We start from the raw sequence: 17,220 nt of genomic DNA, 5'->3' as shown, positions 1-17,220 counted from the left end.
TCTCGACAACATTTTATCATAGCGGAGAAAATATTCCAATTTATGATTGGATGGGGTACAGTTAGAGGACGAGATTTTTATTAACGAGAGGAAAGAAATAAATATTATGTCCAAACAAGGTGTTTTTAAATCGAGTTCTTTATTGAGGAACTTAAAATTACAGATTAAAAAACCAGCTTCGCTATTAAAATTAAACAAGTTATTAATTTATCAATTAATTAAAAGAGAAATAGCTGTTCGATATCGTGGCTCAAAACTAGGAATGCTTTGGTCTTTTTTAACTCCGATACTTATGCTAGTCATCTATACATTTGTGTTTAGTATTGTCTTTAAGGCAAGATGGGGAACATCAAATGACAACAACATTGAATTTGCACTTATTTTATTTTCCGGCATTAGTGTTTTTAATTTGTTTTCAGAGATTATAATTCAATCCCCACGCTTAATTATAGGAAACGTAAACTATGTTAAAAAAGTATTGTTTCCACTTGAAATTCTTCCTTTAACCTTGATTGGAAGCGCATTGTTTCATTACGTGATTCAGTTGTTAATCCTCTTGTTAGGTATTTTGTTTACATATTCAACGATACATTGGACTATTATTTTTCTGCCACTCGTTTTATTGCCTTTATTATTGGTTGCACTCGGTTTGTCTTGGTTCCTAGCTTCATTAGGGGTGTTTATTAGGGACATAGGACATATTATTACTTTATTCATGCAGGGTCTAATGTTTTTAAGTCCGATTTTTTATCCCGTTTCTTCTGTACCCGAAAAGTTTAGAGCTTTGCTATTTTTAAACCCCATGAGCTACGTTGTTGAAGACATCCGAAAAATTTTGATTTGGGGACAAATGCCCGATTGGGGCTTCATGGGTACCAGTCTGCTCCTCAGTACAGTAACGGTTGTCTTGGGGTATATCTGGTTTGTTAAGACCAAAGGAGGATTCGCTGATGTCTTATGATTTGGCAGTTAAAATTACTGATGTCAGTAAATTATATAAACTATACGATCGCCCTGAAGACAGGTTGAAACAATTTTTTTCATCAAACAAGAATAAGTTTAACAAGGAATTTTGGGCACTGAAAAATGTGGATTTAACGGTTAATAGAGGCGAAACAATAGGGCTAATCGGTAAGAACGGGTCGGGAAAAAGTACTTTGCTTCAAATTATTGTCGGTACATTGCAACCCAGCAGCGGTAGTGTGGATGTGAATGGAAGGGTATCGGCCCTGCTGGAACTTGGAAGCGGATTTAATCCTGACTTTACCGGTAGAGAAAATATAATTATGAATTCAGCTATATTGGGATTGAATGCAGAGGAAATAAAAGAGAAATTACCCGATATCATAAGTTTTTCCGGAATTGAAAAGTTCATTGATCAGCCGGTTAAATCCTATTCATCCGGTATGTTTGTACGTCTGGCCTTTGCGTGTGCTATAAATGTGAATCCCGATATTTTAATTATCGATGAGGCGCTCGCTGTTGGAGATATACAATTTCAACTAAAATGTATTGAAAAAATGAAAGAGTTTAAGAAACAAGGAAAAACTATTATCTTTGTCAGCCATGACCTTTATTCTATAAAAAATTTTTGTGATCAAGCCATTTGGATGATGGACGGGCAAATCCATATGCGCGGCGATGTACATTCAGTTTCTAATAGCTACGAAAATTTCATGAAAACAAGTCCATCCCAACATACAGAAGAAGAGGAAATTGAAGAGGATCAGCAAGATGATGTGCTAAAAATTAATGGAATGGAATTTTATGATACACAATTTTCGGATAAGAAAAGATTTAATTATGGCGAAAAGCTTTCTATTGTAGTTAATTACACATTAAAGAAGAAAGTTGAAGGGATAGTAGGAGGAATCGCTCTCTATGACTCCCAAGATAATTATATCTGTGGATTAAATACGAAACTAGATAAATTTTCTTTACCGTCTGAACCAGGTGATTATCAGTTGGCTCTCCATTATGAACAAATGAATTTGTTACCAGGATCTTATTTTGTTGATGTCGGTTTTTTTGAAAGTTCGGGAATTGTAAGACTTGATTATAAAAAGAAAATGGACTTTTTCACTATCAGTACTTCTGAATATTTTGCCGAAGGAATAACTTGTATTCCCCATAACTGGAATTCAAGAAAGGAAGCGTAAGATGAAATATGACTTTAAAATAAATACATCTATTCAGAATGCACACACCATAGTTCTCCAGCATATCAGGCCTGAAACTACGGTTCTCGAATTTGGAACGGCTACCGGATATATGACAGAATATATGTACAAGGAACTAAATTGCCAAGTGTACGGAGTAGAAATAGAAGAAAGTGCGGCTAGAGTGGCTAGTGCATTTACGGTCGATATGGAAATAGGAGATGTTGAAAGCTTAACATGGACAACTAAATTTAAAAATATAAAATTTGATCATATCATTTTTGTAGATGTCTTGGAGCATTTAAAAGACCCCTGGAGAGTATTGAAAATTGCTGTTGAGTTTCTAAAAGAGGAAGGCACTCTAATAACCTCCATACCCAATATCTCCAATAACGCTGTTATTATGGAACTTCTTTCTGGAAGATTTGAATATAAGACTTTAGGTTTGCTGGATAATACTCATTTAAGATTCTTTACAAAGTCAAGTATTCTTGAGTTATACGAACAAGCGGGTTTGCAACCGATTGGATGGTATGCGACGTATATGGTGCCGGAGCAGACAGAGTTCAAACAAAGTTATGAAAATTATCCTTTGGTAAGGGATTTCTTACAACAACGAACGGATGGGGAAATTTACCAATATATAACGGTCGGTAAAAAAACTGAGAACGCAGTAAAACCTAATCAAGCAGTGATAGAACAAAGATACAGGTTATCTAGTTACTATCTTCAGTTATTTTGGTCCGAGAATGAAGAATTTACAGAGTATGATTCAGTTCATTTACCGTTACATATAGACGGCAGCACTATAACATATGACATACCACTTCCAAATAAAGAGATAAACAAATTAAGATTTGATCCCATTTCAGAACTAGCTTTAATAAAATTGTCTGAAATTTATTTATTAGAAACCGTGTGTGATACTGAAAATGGTATTCCTTCGTACATACAAAAATGGTCAAATGAAAATAACTTTGAAGGATGCCACTTTTATAATCTTGTAGATTTTGGAGGCAGGGAACCTCTTATATCTTTAAACAAAGATCCTTATATTATACTAAACCCTACCACCAAAATAAAAAAAGATAAAACCTATTTTCTAAGAATTAAAATGAGTGTGTCTGTTAAAAATAGCGATCTTGTCGAAGAACTGAACCGACAATATTCTAAGATAAAGAGAGAAGCTGAGCGCCTAGGGCTGCTCAATATGAGTCTGGAAGAAGAACAAAGGAAGCAAAATAAATTACTGTTTGAGTTAGAACATATTAAAGAATTGCTACAAGAAAAGTATACGAAAGATATAGAGACATTTAAAAGCAAAATACTCCAATTAGAAGCTCAACTTGAAGTAAAGAACGTGGCCTTAGAGGAGCACAGAAAGAACATATCAACACAACAGGTATATTATGAGAGCGAAATACAAAAGAGAGAAGAAGCTACAGAAAAAGTATTAAATGAATTACAAGTTTTGCTGAACTCTACTTCCTGGAAATATACCCGTTTTTTTAGAGCAGCTATGAACTCCTTAAGAGAATTAAAAAACAGTGCAAAGCATAGAGTCAAGAACATGATCGTAAAGCATAAAAAAAAAAGCAATAAGAAAGAAATGATTAATTTATTGGATAAAGAAAGGTATATTTTAGTATTCTCTCATACGAATTATTTAAATTCCATGGGCGGAACCGAGAAATATATTTATGAGCAAGCCAGCTATAACGCAAGAAGTGGTATAGGGACTGTTCAAATTTTTCCTTCTAATAGATATGACTTTTATGCTGAAGAAGAGAGTTTTTATGGTATTAATGTTGGAGATACATTCTTAGGATATTTGACAGCTCAAGAAATAGTCGAATTTATTCAAGATAGCGCCCATAAATACAAAAAAACGTATATACATCATTTACTATTTTGGATATATTCAGATTTCAAAAATATATTTGAGGCAGTTAACTATTTGGGGATTTCTTCAGTTTTTGTTGCTCATGATTTTTTCGCTTGTTGTTCTAGTTATCATATGATGTATTCTGATTCCAATGGCAAAAAAGGATGCATACCTGATTTAATGACACACGGTACTGAAAATGTCTGCATCAAATGTGATCATTATGCTGATTTGGAGAAACGGAAAGAAATATTTAATGATATCTTTAACGTGTGTGAAAAAATAGTCTTGCCATCTCAATATGTGCTTGAAGTTTTTAAGTTAATCTATCCTAAGTGGGAAGATAAATTTCTTGTGCATGGCCACCTGCGTCTCGTAAAAGATGGAACTTCAGAAAAAGAAAAAGTAAATGAGAAAATCAAAATCGCCTATCTTGGGTACAAGATGGAGAACAAAGGGTGGTCTACATGGCTAAAGATGATCAATAACGAGCAATTCTCTGATTTGTACGAATTTCATCATATCGGATCGTCTGAGCACTATAGTACAAATGTACGTTCACACGAATACTCTTTTATAAACGACGGGCGCATGGCAGCCACTAATCTTTTAAAAAAAGAGAATATAGATATCGTGCTTTTATGGTCCATTGTGCCCGAAAGCTACTCGTATACTCTTTATGAATCTATAGCAGCCGGTGTTCCGGTTGTCACTAATAAACATAGCGGCAACATTGCTTTTAGTGTACAGAATAGCTCTGAAGATATCGGGGTTGTTTTAAATAACGAAAAAGAACTATGGGCATTACTATCAGATAATAATAGTGTGTTAAATTTGGTGAATAGAGCTAGGAACTTATATGAATTAGAATATAATGAGCTGGATTAAAAGGAGAAGATTACCATGATCGTAACCACTTCTATTTGTGCCAATTACTTGCCCAAAGCTATGGTGTTGGCAAAGTCTGTAAAAGAAGCTGATCCTTCTATAAAAGTGGTTGTTAGTTTGTTGGAAAGAGAAGTAACCCCTGAAGCACAGGCATTTGAATATTTTGATGATATCGTTTTGGGGAAAGATTTAGGTTTTGAAAATTTCGAAAAATTTATTTTTAAACACTCTATAGTTGAAGCTTCTACAGCGGTCAAAGGGCAACTGTTCTTGTATCTTATGGAAAATTATCAGGAAGAAACAAAATTTGTTTATTTAGATCCGGATATTCAAGTGTTAAGTTCTTTGACTGAGCTTGAAGAAGCCCTGGAATCAAATCCGATTGTTTTAACTCCTCATTTAACAACTCCCGAGGATATAATGGATGCTGTGATGGATAACGAACTTAGCGCATTAAAGCATGGTGCGTTCAATTTAGGCTTTTTAGCCGTCAGCAGATCGGAAGAGTCGAAAAGGTTTATTGAATGGTGGGCTTCGAGGCTGGATATGTTCTGCTATGATGACATTCCGCGTGGAATTTTTACAGATCAAAAATGGATGGACTTAGCCCCGTGCTTCTTTGATGTCTATATACTAAAACATCCTGGTTATAATGCGGCTCCATGGAATGTATCCAAAAGAAAAATCCATATTAATTCTAATAATGAGTACATTGTGAATGATAAGTTTCTTAGATTTTTTCATTTCTCCGGTTTTGATTCCGGAGCTAATGAGGGGATGATAAATAAATACGTACCCGATAAAAAGAATGCTATCTATAAGTTGAGAGATGAGTATGTCAAAGAGATGAACCTCATGGGCCAAGAAGAATTGGGCGCGATTCCGTGGTCGTATGATTATTTTAATAGTGGCGAAAAGATCGAAAGAACTACAAGGATTGCCTATAGAGACAACTTGGAAATGCCGTATAAGTTTCAAGACCCGTTTAACAATAGTAATGCCGAGTTAAATGCAACTTCTGAACAAATAGAGAAGAAGGAGAATTTTGTAAAAGGAATAAAAAAGGTTGTAAAAAAATTTATTAATTAAATAACCAAACGGATGGTAATCAAGAGTCGTATGCTTAAAATCTTTTTCGACTATAAATGTAAAAACATTTGTATTTTGGGATAAAGAGGTGCTCCATATGAAAGGCATTATTCTAGCTGGCGGTACAGGATCCAGATTGTTTCCCTTGACCAAAGTCACAAACAAACACTTACTTCCTGTGGGCAAATACCCCATGATATTCTATTCTGTAGGAAAGCTTAAACAAGCTAATATAACTGATATTCTTGTGGTAACAGGTAAAGATCATATGGGGGATGTAGTAAATCTGCTTGGTAGCGGCCATGAGATGGGAGTTACATTTACATATAAAGTTCAGGACGAAGCTGGCGGTATAGCGCAAGCTCTAGGTTTAGCAGAACACTTCGCATCTGGCGATCAGGTCGTTGTGGTACTAGGTGATAATGTTTTTGAAGATAATATTTCCACTTATGTACAGAATTTTAGAGAGCAGGGAGCCGGAGCTAAAATTTTGATTCAAGAGGTTCATGATCCTCAGCGTTATGGTGTGGCTGAATTAAGAGGCAACCATATTGTTTCGATTGAAGAAAAACCGCTAAACCCTAGAAGCAATTTCGCTGTAACGGGAATATATATGTATGATAGTCTGGTTTTTGACATTATCAAAACATTGAAACCGTCCATACGCGGTGAGTTAGAAATCACGGATGTAAATAATGCATACATAGAGAGAGGCCAGCTTACCTATGATGTGTTGAATGGCTGGTGGACGGATGCCGGGACCCATGGATCGTTGGCCAAAGCAAATGAGCTGGCAAAAGACATTATCTTTGGTGAGGAATTCGGTAAACTGAAATTGTAAGAAGGGAGTTCTAAATCATGAACATCATTCCGACAAAATTTTCTCAAGCTCTACTACTTGAGCCCACGGTGCATGGCGACAACCGTGGTTTTTTCATGGAAAGCTATAGCCAAAAAAGATTCGAGGATTTGGGAATAACCTACAACTTTATCCAAGACAACCATTCATTATCTTCCGAAACAGGCGTTCTTCGCGGGCTTCATTATCAGCTTAATCCAAAAGCGCAGACGAAGCTGGTACGTGTACTGGTCGGTGGAATTTACGATGTGATTGTGGATATACGTAAAGGATCTCCAACTTTTGGCCAATGGCAAGGTTTTATCCTTAGCGCGAACAATAAGCGGCAGCTTCTTGTCCCAAGAGGTTTTGCTCACGGATTTTGTACGCTAGTTCCTAACACGGAAGTTCTGTACAAAGTGGATGAATATTACTCGCCGGAGAACGACAGAGGAATTTTATGGAATGATCCGGCTCTTGGCATCGATTGGCCTACTTCAACACCGGTTTTATCGGACAAAGACAGGCGGCATCCACTTTTGCAAGATGCGGAGTTAAACTTTGAATACGAGGAGGAACTGCATCCATGAAGCTTCTGGTAACAGGTGGGGCTGGTTTTATTGGCAGTAATTTTGTTCTATATATGCTAAGGCAGCATCCTTCCTACACAATCATTAATTTGGATGCTCTAACCTACGCCGGTAATTTAGAGAATCTAAAATCGGTTGAGAACCATCCTAATTATCGCTTCGTAAAAGCGAATATTACAGATCAGAGAGCCATTCAAGATATTTTTCGGCAAGGGATCGATGTTGTAGTTAACTTCGCAGCCGAATCTCATGTAGACCGGAGCATCTTAGATCCCGAAATTTTCGTGCGCACAAATGTAATGGGTACGCAGGTGCTTCTAGATGCGGCTAAAGCGTATGGGGTCCAAAAGTTCATTCAAGTCTCTACAGATGAAGTTTATGGTTCTTTAGAGGAAACGGGTCTTTTCACTGAAGAAACTCCTCTCTCACCTAACAGCCCATACTCCGCCAGTAAGGCTGGAGGAGATATGCTCGTGCGTGCCTATCATGAAACGTTCGGTCTCCCGGTTAACATCACCCGCTGCTCCAATAACTACGGGCCTTACCAATTTCCGGAAAAATTAATTCCCTTGATCATAGCTAATGCATTGGATGATAAGTCGCTCCCTGTATATGGAGACGGACAGAACATTCGGGATTGGCTATATGTAGAAGATCATTGTTCGGCGATTGATCTCGTGATTCATCATGGGCGTAATGGCGAAGTGTATAATATTGGCGGCAATAATGAACGGACTAACCTCGCCATTATAAAAACCATTCTGCAAGAACTGGGAAAACCGGAAAATTTGATTACATTTGTGCCGGATCGTCCGGGTCATGATCGCAGATATGGAATAGATCCTTCTAAAATTATGCTGGAATTGGGCTGGAAGCCGAAGTATCATTTTGAATCGGGTATTAAGGAAACCATCAATTGGTACTTACAAAACAGAAGTTGGTGGGAAAATATCCGTTCGGGCGCTTATCAAGATTACTATACCCGTCAATACAAGGAGTAAAGGGGATGGGGATTGGGCTATGAAAGTTTTAGTTACAGGAGCAAATGGGCAAGTTGGGAGCGAAGTATGTAGAATTTTTGAAACCGGCTCGAAAAAAATATACGGATATGGACGTGAGCAGCTGGACTTCACTAATCAAAAAGTGTGTCAGCGTGTTATTCAGGATATTGTACCGGATGCAATTATACATTGTGGTGCGTATACAGCAGTGGACATGGCGGAAAGTGAGGCAGACCTTGCTTTTAAAATCAATGCTATGGGTACCAGAAATTTAGCAGTTGAGGCTGAGAAAGTTAAAGCTAAATTTTGTTATATTAGTACAGATTACGTATTTGACGGAAAAAGCGATGTTCCTTATACCGAGTATGACAATACAAATCCTCAAACCGTGTACGGAAAATCGAAAAGAGCCGGTGAAATAATGACTCAAACTTTATGCAGCCGGTATTTTATTGTGCGTACTTCTTGGGTTTATGGGAGAACCGGAAAAAATTTCGTTAAAACCATGTTAAACCTAGGCAGGGAACAATCCGTTTTAAAAGTTGTAGATGATCAGTTTGGTTCTCCGACTTCTGCCTCGGATCTTGCACGATTTCTGCAAGAACTGATAGAAACCGAGTGCTATGGTATATACCATGCTTCTAATTCTGGTATTTGTACGTGGCATCAATTTGCCGAAGCCATTTTTAAAGAAACTGGGATGACTGATGTTAAAGTTCTACCGTGTAAAACTGACGAATTTCTTAGACCTGCCCAGAGACCTCAATATTCAGTATTAGATTCCATGGCTATTAGAATCAACAATTTAGGGGAACTCGGACCCTGGGAGAAATCCTTAGCTAGATTTCTAAAGGAATTTAAAAATGAGAGCTAATGATTATATTGCTGTTTTGCTCTCTACATACAACGGTCAGGATTACATAAAAGAATTTTTGAATTCTCTTTATAATCAAACGGTTGATGACTTTATGTTATATATTAGGGATGATGGTTCGAAAGATGACACTAGAAAAATTATAGATGAGTTTAAAAAAGACAAAAAAAATATAATTTTTCTAGAGGATAATAATAACTTAGGGCCGGTTCTGAGTTTTAACAGTTTGTTGGAGGTTGCCTTAGAGAATAAGAATATCAAGTATTTTATGTTTGCGGACCAAGATGATATTTGGTTAATTGATAAAATTGAAACATCTCTGAGCACTATTAAAAAAGAGGAAGAGAATTCAGGGCAACTGCCGCTGCTAGTGCATACTGACTTGACAGTCGTAGATCAGAAGTTGGAGGTGATCGGACTATCATTTTTTGAATACCAAAAATTAAATCCGAAAAGAATAATGTTTAATCATTTGCTAATGCAGAATGTTATCACAGGTTGTACGGTTATCATCAATAGAGAGTTAGCTAAAGTTTGTTTTCCAATAAGCTCTTCTGCAATTATGCACGACTGGTGGATAGGCTTAACGGCTTCAGTTTTTGGAAAAGTTGTTTACTTAAACCGTACAACTATTCTTTATAGACAGCATAGTGGAAATAGTATAGGCGCTAAGAAATACGATATAAGGTACCTTTTTGAGAGGTTAACCCATAAAGTAACCTTAATAAAAAATATATACCAGGCTCGATCATTCCATAATAATTATGCAGACTATATGGATGAAAGTAAAAGGTATATACTTGAACAATTTTTAAGTCTTAAAGATAGTACTTTTTTAATAATAAGATTCAAACTTATAAAAAATAAGTTTCTTAAACATGGTATTCTTAGAAATGTTGGGTTGCTATTAAGATTAAAAAACTAGGGGTGTAGTTTTTGACGTATAAAAACATTACAAAATATATTCTTTATTCCATACTTCTTTTATTTTTCTTTTATTTTTTGATTATAAATATCTTAATGCCTTTAACTCCTGACGATTTTTCTAGAGCAACTGTGTCACATACCGGAAAAAAGATAACAAATATATGGGATATAGTTTACTCACAGTATTATTTTTATCAAGTAGTAAATGGAAGAGCGATCGTTCATGCATTTGTAGAATTATTTATGATGTTGGGCAAGGATTTGTTTAACATCATAAATTCTCTTGTCTTCATATCTTTATGTGTATTGATTTTGATTCACAGCGGAATTAAAGAAATAAACAAATTCGTAGGTTTTCATTTTATTTTGGTTGTAATACTTCTTTGGTTCGGACTCCCAAGTATTGGTGATACTATTTTTTGGCTTTCTGGTTCCGTGAATTATCTTTGGACTGCTGTTTTCTCTCTTTCCTTCTTACTTCCGTTTCGTTTTGCAATAGAGGGCAAAGAGTTGTTGAACAGCAACAAAAAAGCACATATTTTAATGCTAGTTTTAGGTTTATTGGCAGGATGGTCACACGAAAACACAGCAATGCTTACTGGATGCTTTCTATTTTTTATCTTTTTATATTTCTGGTTTGGAAAAATAAAGATAGCAAGATATTTATATACGGGAGCATTATCCTTTGTTATTGGTGCCTTGTTCTTATTCCTTGCGCCTGCAAATTTTAATAGAGTTAAAAGCATGGGATATACAGACAATTATGATCTGTGGCGTCAAGTCAAGATAGGCTTTGAAAGTATCAAATACATCTTGAAAAGTTCGCAATTTATTTTTGTGTTGTTTTTCTTCTTAATTTTAATATACATATGGACAAGTAAAAGGAGCCGCGTAAAAAACAATAAAGCAATAATTCAAGTGTTAATATATTTTTCAGCTGCATGTGTATCTATAATTCCTATGCTTGTATCCCCAGAATTTCCGCCAAGATCTTTTTTTGCTTCAGCGACCTTTGTTGTGATTTCAATTGTAATGCTTTATCGGGTAATCTCCACTGAAATTAATAGTAGTCTAAAAGTAATTTCTCTATTTATACTAGGAATTTTGTTAGTGATGTCGATGTCCCGTGTATATCTTGACTACAATAAGATTCATGAGACCCATACTGCTAGAGAAGCTTTAATAACGGAAAGTAAACAAAAGGGAATATATTCTGTGTCACTCCCTAAAATGCCGTTAGCAACCGATAAATACATTTTTGTGTATGAAATTAATAAGAGTCCTGATTACATCGCGAATGGTGTTTATGCACAGTATTACGATCTTGATTCTGTTGTTCTTGAAGGTGATTATCTAAAAGTATATACAACGGATGATTCTCTCGCTGGGTGGTATAAAATATATTACGACAGTGGCCAATCTTTCAGAGAAAAGGAATCCACTTATGTGATCCATGCAACAGCATTAGACAAAAATCAATTGTATTTTAATTACCCGGAAACTGAAATAAAACAATTGCGACTTGACTTCCCAGCCTCAGCTACTGCAAATGTTACTATTGAAAAAATAGTAATAAATCAGAATGGTGTTGCCAAAGAAATTGATATGGATAAATTAGGAAAAAATATCCAACCTGTCTCAGGTATACTTAATTATTCTGTAGATAAAAGTGTGTTAAAGATATCGATTGAAGGCGAAAATCCACATTTAATTATTAGGAACTTTAATGAATTAGTTGAGACCACGAAATGAACAAGATGGAAGTGAGAGCATGAAATTTATTTCATTTATTGTTCCTTGCTATAATGAAGAGCAAACAATTAATATTTTTTACAAACAAATTCTAGAAGTAATGCAGCGGATAGATGTGTTATATGAAATCGTATTTATCAATGACGGGAGCAAAGATTCTACAGCAGAAATAATTAGGAGACTTTGCAAAGAGGACCCCAGTATTTCTTTTATAAGTTTAAGCAGAAATTTCGGAAAAGAATCAGCGATGTTTGCCGGCTTAGAACATGCTAAAGGGGATGCTGTAATTATTATAGACGCTGATTTGCAACATCCCCCCGCATTAATTCCGCAATTGGTTGATGGATGGCAGAATGAAAAATATGATGTTGTTTATGCAAGAAGAATTAATAGAGAGGGAGAACCTATTTTAAGAAGTTGGTTTTCAAAAAAATTTTATAGCATCATAAATAAAATAAGTGATGTTAAATTAGTTGATGGTGTAGTAGATTACCGTATAATGGATAGAAAGGTAGTTGATAGTATACTGGGTTTAAGAGAACGACATAGGTTCTCAAAAGGTTTGTTTGAGTGGGCAGGATTTCATTCAAAATGTATTGAATATAAAAATGTAGAAAGAGCCGCGGGTAATTCAAGTTGGAGTTTCAACAAATTATTCCATTATGCTATCGAAGGAATTGTATCTTTTACAATAGTCCCTCTTAGAATCGCTACTTTTGTAGGAATTTTAACGGCTCTTGCTGCATTTATTTATATGGGCATAACGATCATTCAGACCCTGCTCTTTGGAAATTCGGTCAGCGGCTATACTTCAACGATTTCATTAATACTTTTTTTTGGCGGGATGCATTGTATTTTCTTAGGGATAATCGGTGAATACTTAGGCCGAATATTTAACGAGGTTAAGCATAGGCCCCATTATTTTATTAGAGAGCACATTGAGAGTAGAGTGAGAACGTTTGAATTTAAAAAATAGATTCTTTAGTGCTGAGTTTATACGTTTTGGAATCGTCGGAGTATTCAATACGCTTCATCACTACTTATGGTTTTTTGTTTTCGGTGTTTTTTTGAATTATGATTTTGCCAATGTATTTGCGTTTATAATAAGCATGATAGGGTCATTTTATTTGAACTGTTATTTCACTTATAAAGTCAGACCCACTTTTAAAAAGTTTATTAAGTTTCCGCTTGTATATCTGGTGCAAATCATAATGGCTTATTTAATACCGAAAATTGGTGTTGAAATATTTAATGTGAAAGAAATTTTTGTACCCTTGCTTACTTCTTTTTCTATTCCAGTTGTTTTTCTTTTGAGCCGTTATATTCTAAAAAAAGAAGAAAAGAAGATTATGAAATTATAGTTTATTGGAGTAAATCCCATGGATTTGAGTATTATTATTGTTAGCTTCAATACTAGACAAATTACACTAAATTGTCTCCAATCTATCTATTCTTCCATTGTAGGTTATACGTTTGAAGTTTTTTTGGTTGACAACAGTTCTACAGATGGCACGACAACAGCTGTAATGAATACTTTCCCAAAAGTACGAATAATTAAAAATAAGACAAATGTCGGCTTCTCCAGGGCCAATAATCAGGGGATAAAAGAGGCGGACGGTCGGTATATTTTATTGCTTAATTCAGATACAATCCTAAAGCGAGACACACTGCAAATTATGCTTGACTTCATGCAAGCTAGTCCCGAAGTCGGGGCCTCCGGCTGCAAAGTCGTCCTTCCGAACGGCACGCTCGATAAAGCATGCAAACGTGGTTTTCCTACACCTTCAGCATCCTTCTATTATGCGTTCGGAATCGCCAGACTTTTTCCGGACATTCCCCGCTTCAACGGTTATCAGTTATCTCATCTGAATCCGGACGAAGAGTACCCGGTCGATTGTCTGGTTGGCGCTTTTATGCTGGTTCGGAGGGAAACGATCGACGAAGTAGGACTGCTTGATGAAGAATTTTTCATGTACGGTGAAGATGTAGACTGGTGCTACCGGATCAAGCAGGCGGGGTGGCAGATTTACTATTATCCAAGGACGGAGATTACGCATTACAAAGGGGCTAGCAGCCGTCGCAAACCCTTCAAGATCATCTATGAATTTCATCGTGCGATGTTCCTTTTTCATCGTAAGCATTACAAGAGAAAATACTCGTTCCTGACAAATGTTGCGGTCTATATCGGAATCGGTTTGAAATTTACGCTAGCTTTTTTGAAGAACAAGGCACTGCCAGCATTAGCAGCTCCTGAGAAGAAGCAGGATACAGGGTCATGAAGATTGGGAAAAACGAGGGAGCAAGATGAGCACAAATTTACTAGGAATGAAAGTTTTTTGAGGTGAATCTTCCATGCTTCGCAGAAATCAACAATTTCTAACCCAGGTCTATGCGATTTTTGATTTCGCCGTGATTCAGACCGCTTTCCTGATCGCCTGGTGGGTTAAATTCGAGAGCGGGTGGCTGGACGCCAATCAGCCGATCCCCATCTCCGTTTATGCCGCGTGGAGCGCGGTCTACGGGGCGGTGGCCGTAGCGGTCGGTTTTTTCGTGGGGCTTTACGGACCGAACCGCAAGAAACGGTTTGCCGATGCACTGATCAAAATCGTGCAGACGCATTTGATCAGCTTGTTCATCCAGCTCAGCTTGCTCTTCTTCTTCAAAGAAGTTCATATTTCGCGTGAATTTCTCGCGATGTATATCGTGCTGGATATTGTGCTCATCACCGTTTACCGCTACGTTTTGAAGGAAAGCCTCAAGCGTCTTCGCGAGAAAGGGTACAACAAACAGTTTGTACTCATTCTAGGTGCGGGTACGCTGGGACGGCGCTTTCACGATAATCTGCTGCAGCACCCGGAGCTCGGCTACGAAATTATCGGGTTTCTCGATGATCACGGCGGGCATTCGGATCACAAGGAGCTTCCGGCGGCTCCTTATAAACCGGTTATCGGCAGTCTGGACGATCTGGACGAAATCCTGCAGGACAAATTGATCGATGAAGTCATTATCGCGCTGCCGCTGGACGTTCATCACAAATTCCCGCGGATCATCGCGGCTTGCGAGAAGGCGGGCGTGCGGACGCTGATCATTCCCGACTTCTTCGATTATTTGCCGGCGCGGCCGTTTTTCGATAACTTTGCGGGGATGCCGCTGATCAATGTGCGCGATATTCCGCTCGATATGATCAGCAACCGCGTGATCAAACGGGCTTTCGACCTCGCGTTTTCGCTCACGGCCATCCTGATCACCCTTCCGGTGATGATTGTGATTGCCGTAGCAATCAAACTAACGTCGCCCGGACCGGTGATTTTCAAGCAGGAGCGGGTAGGGTTAAACCGGCGGAAATTTTATATGTACAAATTTCGCTCGATGCGCCAGGAGACGGCAAACACGTCCGACACCGGCTGGACGACGGCCGACGATCCGCGCAAAACGAAGCTGGGCGCCTTTCTCCGCAAAACGAGCCTTGATGAGCTGCCTCAGTTTTTCAATGTGCTTTTCGGGCATATGAGTGTAGTCGGACCGCGTCCGGAACGGCCGTTTTTCGTGGAGCAGTTTAAAGAAGAAATTCCGAAATATATGGTGAAGCATCATATTCGCCCAGGTATTACAGGCTGGGCGCAGAGTAACGGACTGCGCGGGGACACTTCGATCTCGGACCGGATCCAGCACGATATTTTCTATATCGAGAATTGGTCGTTTCTCTTCGACATCAAGATTATCTGGAAAACGATCGTAAACGGCTTTACGAACAAAAATGCTTATTAAGTATATTCCGCCCGAATCTTCCCGATACTAGGATCATATCTTGGTAACGGGGAGGTTTTTTTATGATCGATCATGAAGACGCTTACCGGGACGATCAAATGCCAATGGGGCGCGGCCTGATCATCGGAGTGCTGATGGGAGCCGTCATGTGGGCGGTCATTATCGGCGGGTTTCTTTACTTGATGAACTAATGAGGGGAAAAATAAAAGCCGCCGAACCGGTCTTCCCGGTTTCGGCGGCTTTCAATTTGGGCGGTTTACCGCTGCTTCTATGACTCCTGCTTCATAAGCATGTCGTCCGGGCCAAAGCTTTCTTTTGATTGGGTTAGAATAGGTTCCGCCTCACACAAATAGCGGTCGCGGCCGGGTAGCAAAAGGAGGTCTTCTATTAAGAAGGCCTCCTTTTCGCATGCAGCTTTTGGCCGTGCGGCACGAACACGATCCGGTTACCCCGGCAGAACAAACCGGCCGAGGACAGGATCACGGCTTGTCAAACTAGTCCGCATAATCGGCCAAGTCCTCTCATAGACATGTATCAGTACATTTTACTTAAGGATGAGGGGATGATGACATGCGTCGGGTCACATGGATACTCGCCATCGTGATGAGTGCAGCATTGCTTCTGGCCGGTTGTGGAAAAAAGGATGCAGGATCGGTAGTAAAAGATTTGGATCATGTGATCGGCAAGCTCGAAAGTTATCAGGGCACGGGACGCATGGTTCTTCAAACCGGGCAGGAACCGCAGGAATACCAGGTGGAGGTGTGGTACCAGCAGCCGCATTATTACCGCATTTCCTTGACCAATGAGAAAAAAGACATCACGCAGGTCGTGCTGCGAAACGATGACGGGGTTTTTGTTTTGACGCCTCATCTGCATAAAAGCTTCCGGTTCCAGAGCGACTGGCCGGAGAATCAGGGTCAGGTGTACCTGTTCCAGTCCTTGGCTCAAAGCATTCTGCTGGATACGGAACGCCAGTTTACGAAAGAGGGCAATTCGTTCGTCTTCGACGTGGCGGCGAATTATGCCAACAGCGGGCAGATGGCGAGACAGAAGATATGGCTGGATCAAAAAAGCCTCGCGCCGCAGAAGGTCGAAGTTTCCGACAGCAGCTCGAACGTACTCGTTAAGCTGGATTTCACTCAGTTTGAATTTGGTAAAAAATTGGAAAAAGATAGCTTCGACATGCAGCGCAACATGACCAGCTGGGATCTTAAATCGCTGGATAAGGACGCGCCTGTCTCCGGCGCGGCAACAGAACCGTCCGCGGGCGCGGCGTCTCCGGACGGCAAAGCCCCAGCCGCCGGCAAGGATACCCCGGCATCCGCGCAGGCAGGCGCCGCCGGCAAGGACGCGGCTGCGGGCACTCCCGCGAGCGGCGCAAGCGCCGGAGCGGCCGCCGACGGCGGCAAAGCCCCGGCCGCTTCGCCGGGCAAAGCCGCAGCCGCAGAC

16 protein-coding genes are annotated in these 17,220 nt (G+C 38.9%); all 16 read left to right on the top strand.

The window, feature by feature from the left end:
* Positions 1–106: 106 nt before the first annotated feature.
* Positions 107–961, top strand: coding sequence for an ABC transporter permease (locus PCH01S_RS24310; RefSeq protein WP_241688794.1), 855 nt, complete (start codon positions 107–109; stop codon positions 959–961).
* Complete coding sequence (locus PCH01S_RS24305) at positions 951–2,159, top strand: ABC transporter ATP-binding protein (protein ID WP_042234035.1); 1,209 nt, start codon at positions 951–953, stop codon at positions 2,157–2,159. Before PCH01S_RS24310 ends, PCH01S_RS24305 begins: the two co-directional genes overlap by 11 nt.
* Before the next feature lies 1 nt (position 2,160).
* Entirely contained in the window at positions 2,161–4,932 is a 2,772-nt protein-coding gene (locus tag PCH01S_RS24300; protein ID WP_042234033.1) for a methyltransferase domain-containing protein, read from the top strand.
* Between the two features lie 15 nt (positions 4,933–4,947).
* Positions 4,948–6,021 carry a glycosyltransferase gene (locus PCH01S_RS24295; RefSeq protein WP_042234031.1) on the top strand — a complete coding sequence of 358 codons (1,074 nt, stop codon included), beginning with the start codon at positions 4,948–4,950 and terminating at the stop codon, positions 6,019–6,021.
* 97 nt (positions 6,022–6,118) lie between these two features.
* Positions 6,119–6,862 (top strand): sugar phosphate nucleotidyltransferase, encoded by a 744-nt coding sequence (locus tag PCH01S_RS24290; protein ID WP_042234029.1) that lies wholly within the window; start codon positions 6,119–6,121, stop codon positions 6,860–6,862.
* Between the two features lie 17 nt (positions 6,863–6,879).
* A complete protein-coding gene (gene rfbC / locus PCH01S_RS24285) occupies positions 6,880–7,449 on the top strand; it encodes a dTDP-4-dehydrorhamnose 3,5-epimerase (protein WP_042234028.1) in 570 nt (189 codons plus the stop codon).
* Entirely contained in the window at positions 7,446–8,450 is a 1,005-nt protein-coding gene (rfbB, locus tag PCH01S_RS24280; protein WP_042234025.1) for a dTDP-glucose 4,6-dehydratase, read from the top strand. The genes rfbC and rfbB overlap by 4 nt, the downstream gene beginning before the upstream one ends.
* Before the next feature lie 19 nt (positions 8,451–8,469).
* Positions 8,470–9,324 (top strand): dTDP-4-dehydrorhamnose reductase, encoded by an 855-nt coding sequence (gene rfbD / locus PCH01S_RS24275; protein WP_042234023.1) that lies wholly within the window; start codon positions 8,470–8,472, stop codon positions 9,322–9,324.
* Complete coding sequence (locus PCH01S_RS24270) at positions 9,314–10,249, top strand: glycosyltransferase family 2 protein (protein ID WP_042234021.1); 936 nt, start codon at positions 9,314–9,316, stop codon at positions 10,247–10,249. Before rfbD ends, PCH01S_RS24270 begins: the two co-directional genes overlap by 11 nt.
* Positions 10,250–10,260: 11 nt before the next feature.
* A complete protein-coding gene (locus PCH01S_RS24265) occupies positions 10,261–12,003 on the top strand; it encodes a DUF3329 domain-containing protein (RefSeq protein ID WP_042234018.1) in 1,743 nt (580 codons plus the stop codon).
* A 19-nt stretch (positions 12,004–12,022) separates the two neighbouring features.
* Positions 12,023–12,979, top strand: coding sequence for a glycosyltransferase family 2 protein (locus tag PCH01S_RS24260; protein ID WP_042234017.1), 957 nt, complete (start codon positions 12,023–12,025; stop codon positions 12,977–12,979).
* The gene (locus PCH01S_RS24255) at positions 12,963–13,364 is read left to right on the top strand and encodes a GtrA family protein (RefSeq protein ID WP_042234015.1); all 402 of its coding nucleotides are present in this window, start codon (positions 12,963–12,965) and stop codon (positions 13,362–13,364) included. Before PCH01S_RS24260 ends, PCH01S_RS24255 begins: the two co-directional genes overlap by 17 nt.
* 18 nt (positions 13,365–13,382) lie before the next feature.
* The gene (locus PCH01S_RS24250) at positions 13,383–14,282 is read left to right on the top strand and encodes a glycosyltransferase family 2 protein (RefSeq protein WP_042234013.1); all 900 of its coding nucleotides are present in this window, start codon (positions 13,383–13,385) and stop codon (positions 14,280–14,282) included.
* A gap of 73 nt (positions 14,283–14,355) precedes the next feature.
* Complete coding sequence (locus PCH01S_RS24245) at positions 14,356–15,771, top strand: undecaprenyl-phosphate glucose phosphotransferase (RefSeq protein WP_042234011.1); 1,416 nt, start codon at positions 14,356–14,358, stop codon at positions 15,769–15,771.
* 62 nt (positions 15,772–15,833) lie between these two features.
* The gene (locus PCH01S_RS31510; protein ID WP_255246865.1) at positions 15,834–15,962 is read left to right on the top strand and encodes a hypothetical protein; all 129 of its coding nucleotides are present in this window, start codon (positions 15,834–15,836) and stop codon (positions 15,960–15,962) included.
* A 379-nt stretch (positions 15,963–16,341) separates the two neighbouring features.
* On the top strand, positions 16,342–17,220 hold an 879-nt coding region (locus tag PCH01S_RS24240; RefSeq protein ID WP_042234010.1), incomplete at its 3' end, for a LolA family protein.

Source organism: Paenibacillus chitinolyticus NBRC 15660 (assembly GCF_000739915.1).
Lineage (GTDB): Bacteria > Bacillota > Bacilli > Paenibacillales > NBRC-103111 > Paenibacillus_F > Paenibacillus_F chitinolyticus.
The sequence above is the reverse complement of the archived record's forward strand: the minus strand, read 5'-3'. Positions and strand labels throughout refer to the sequence as shown.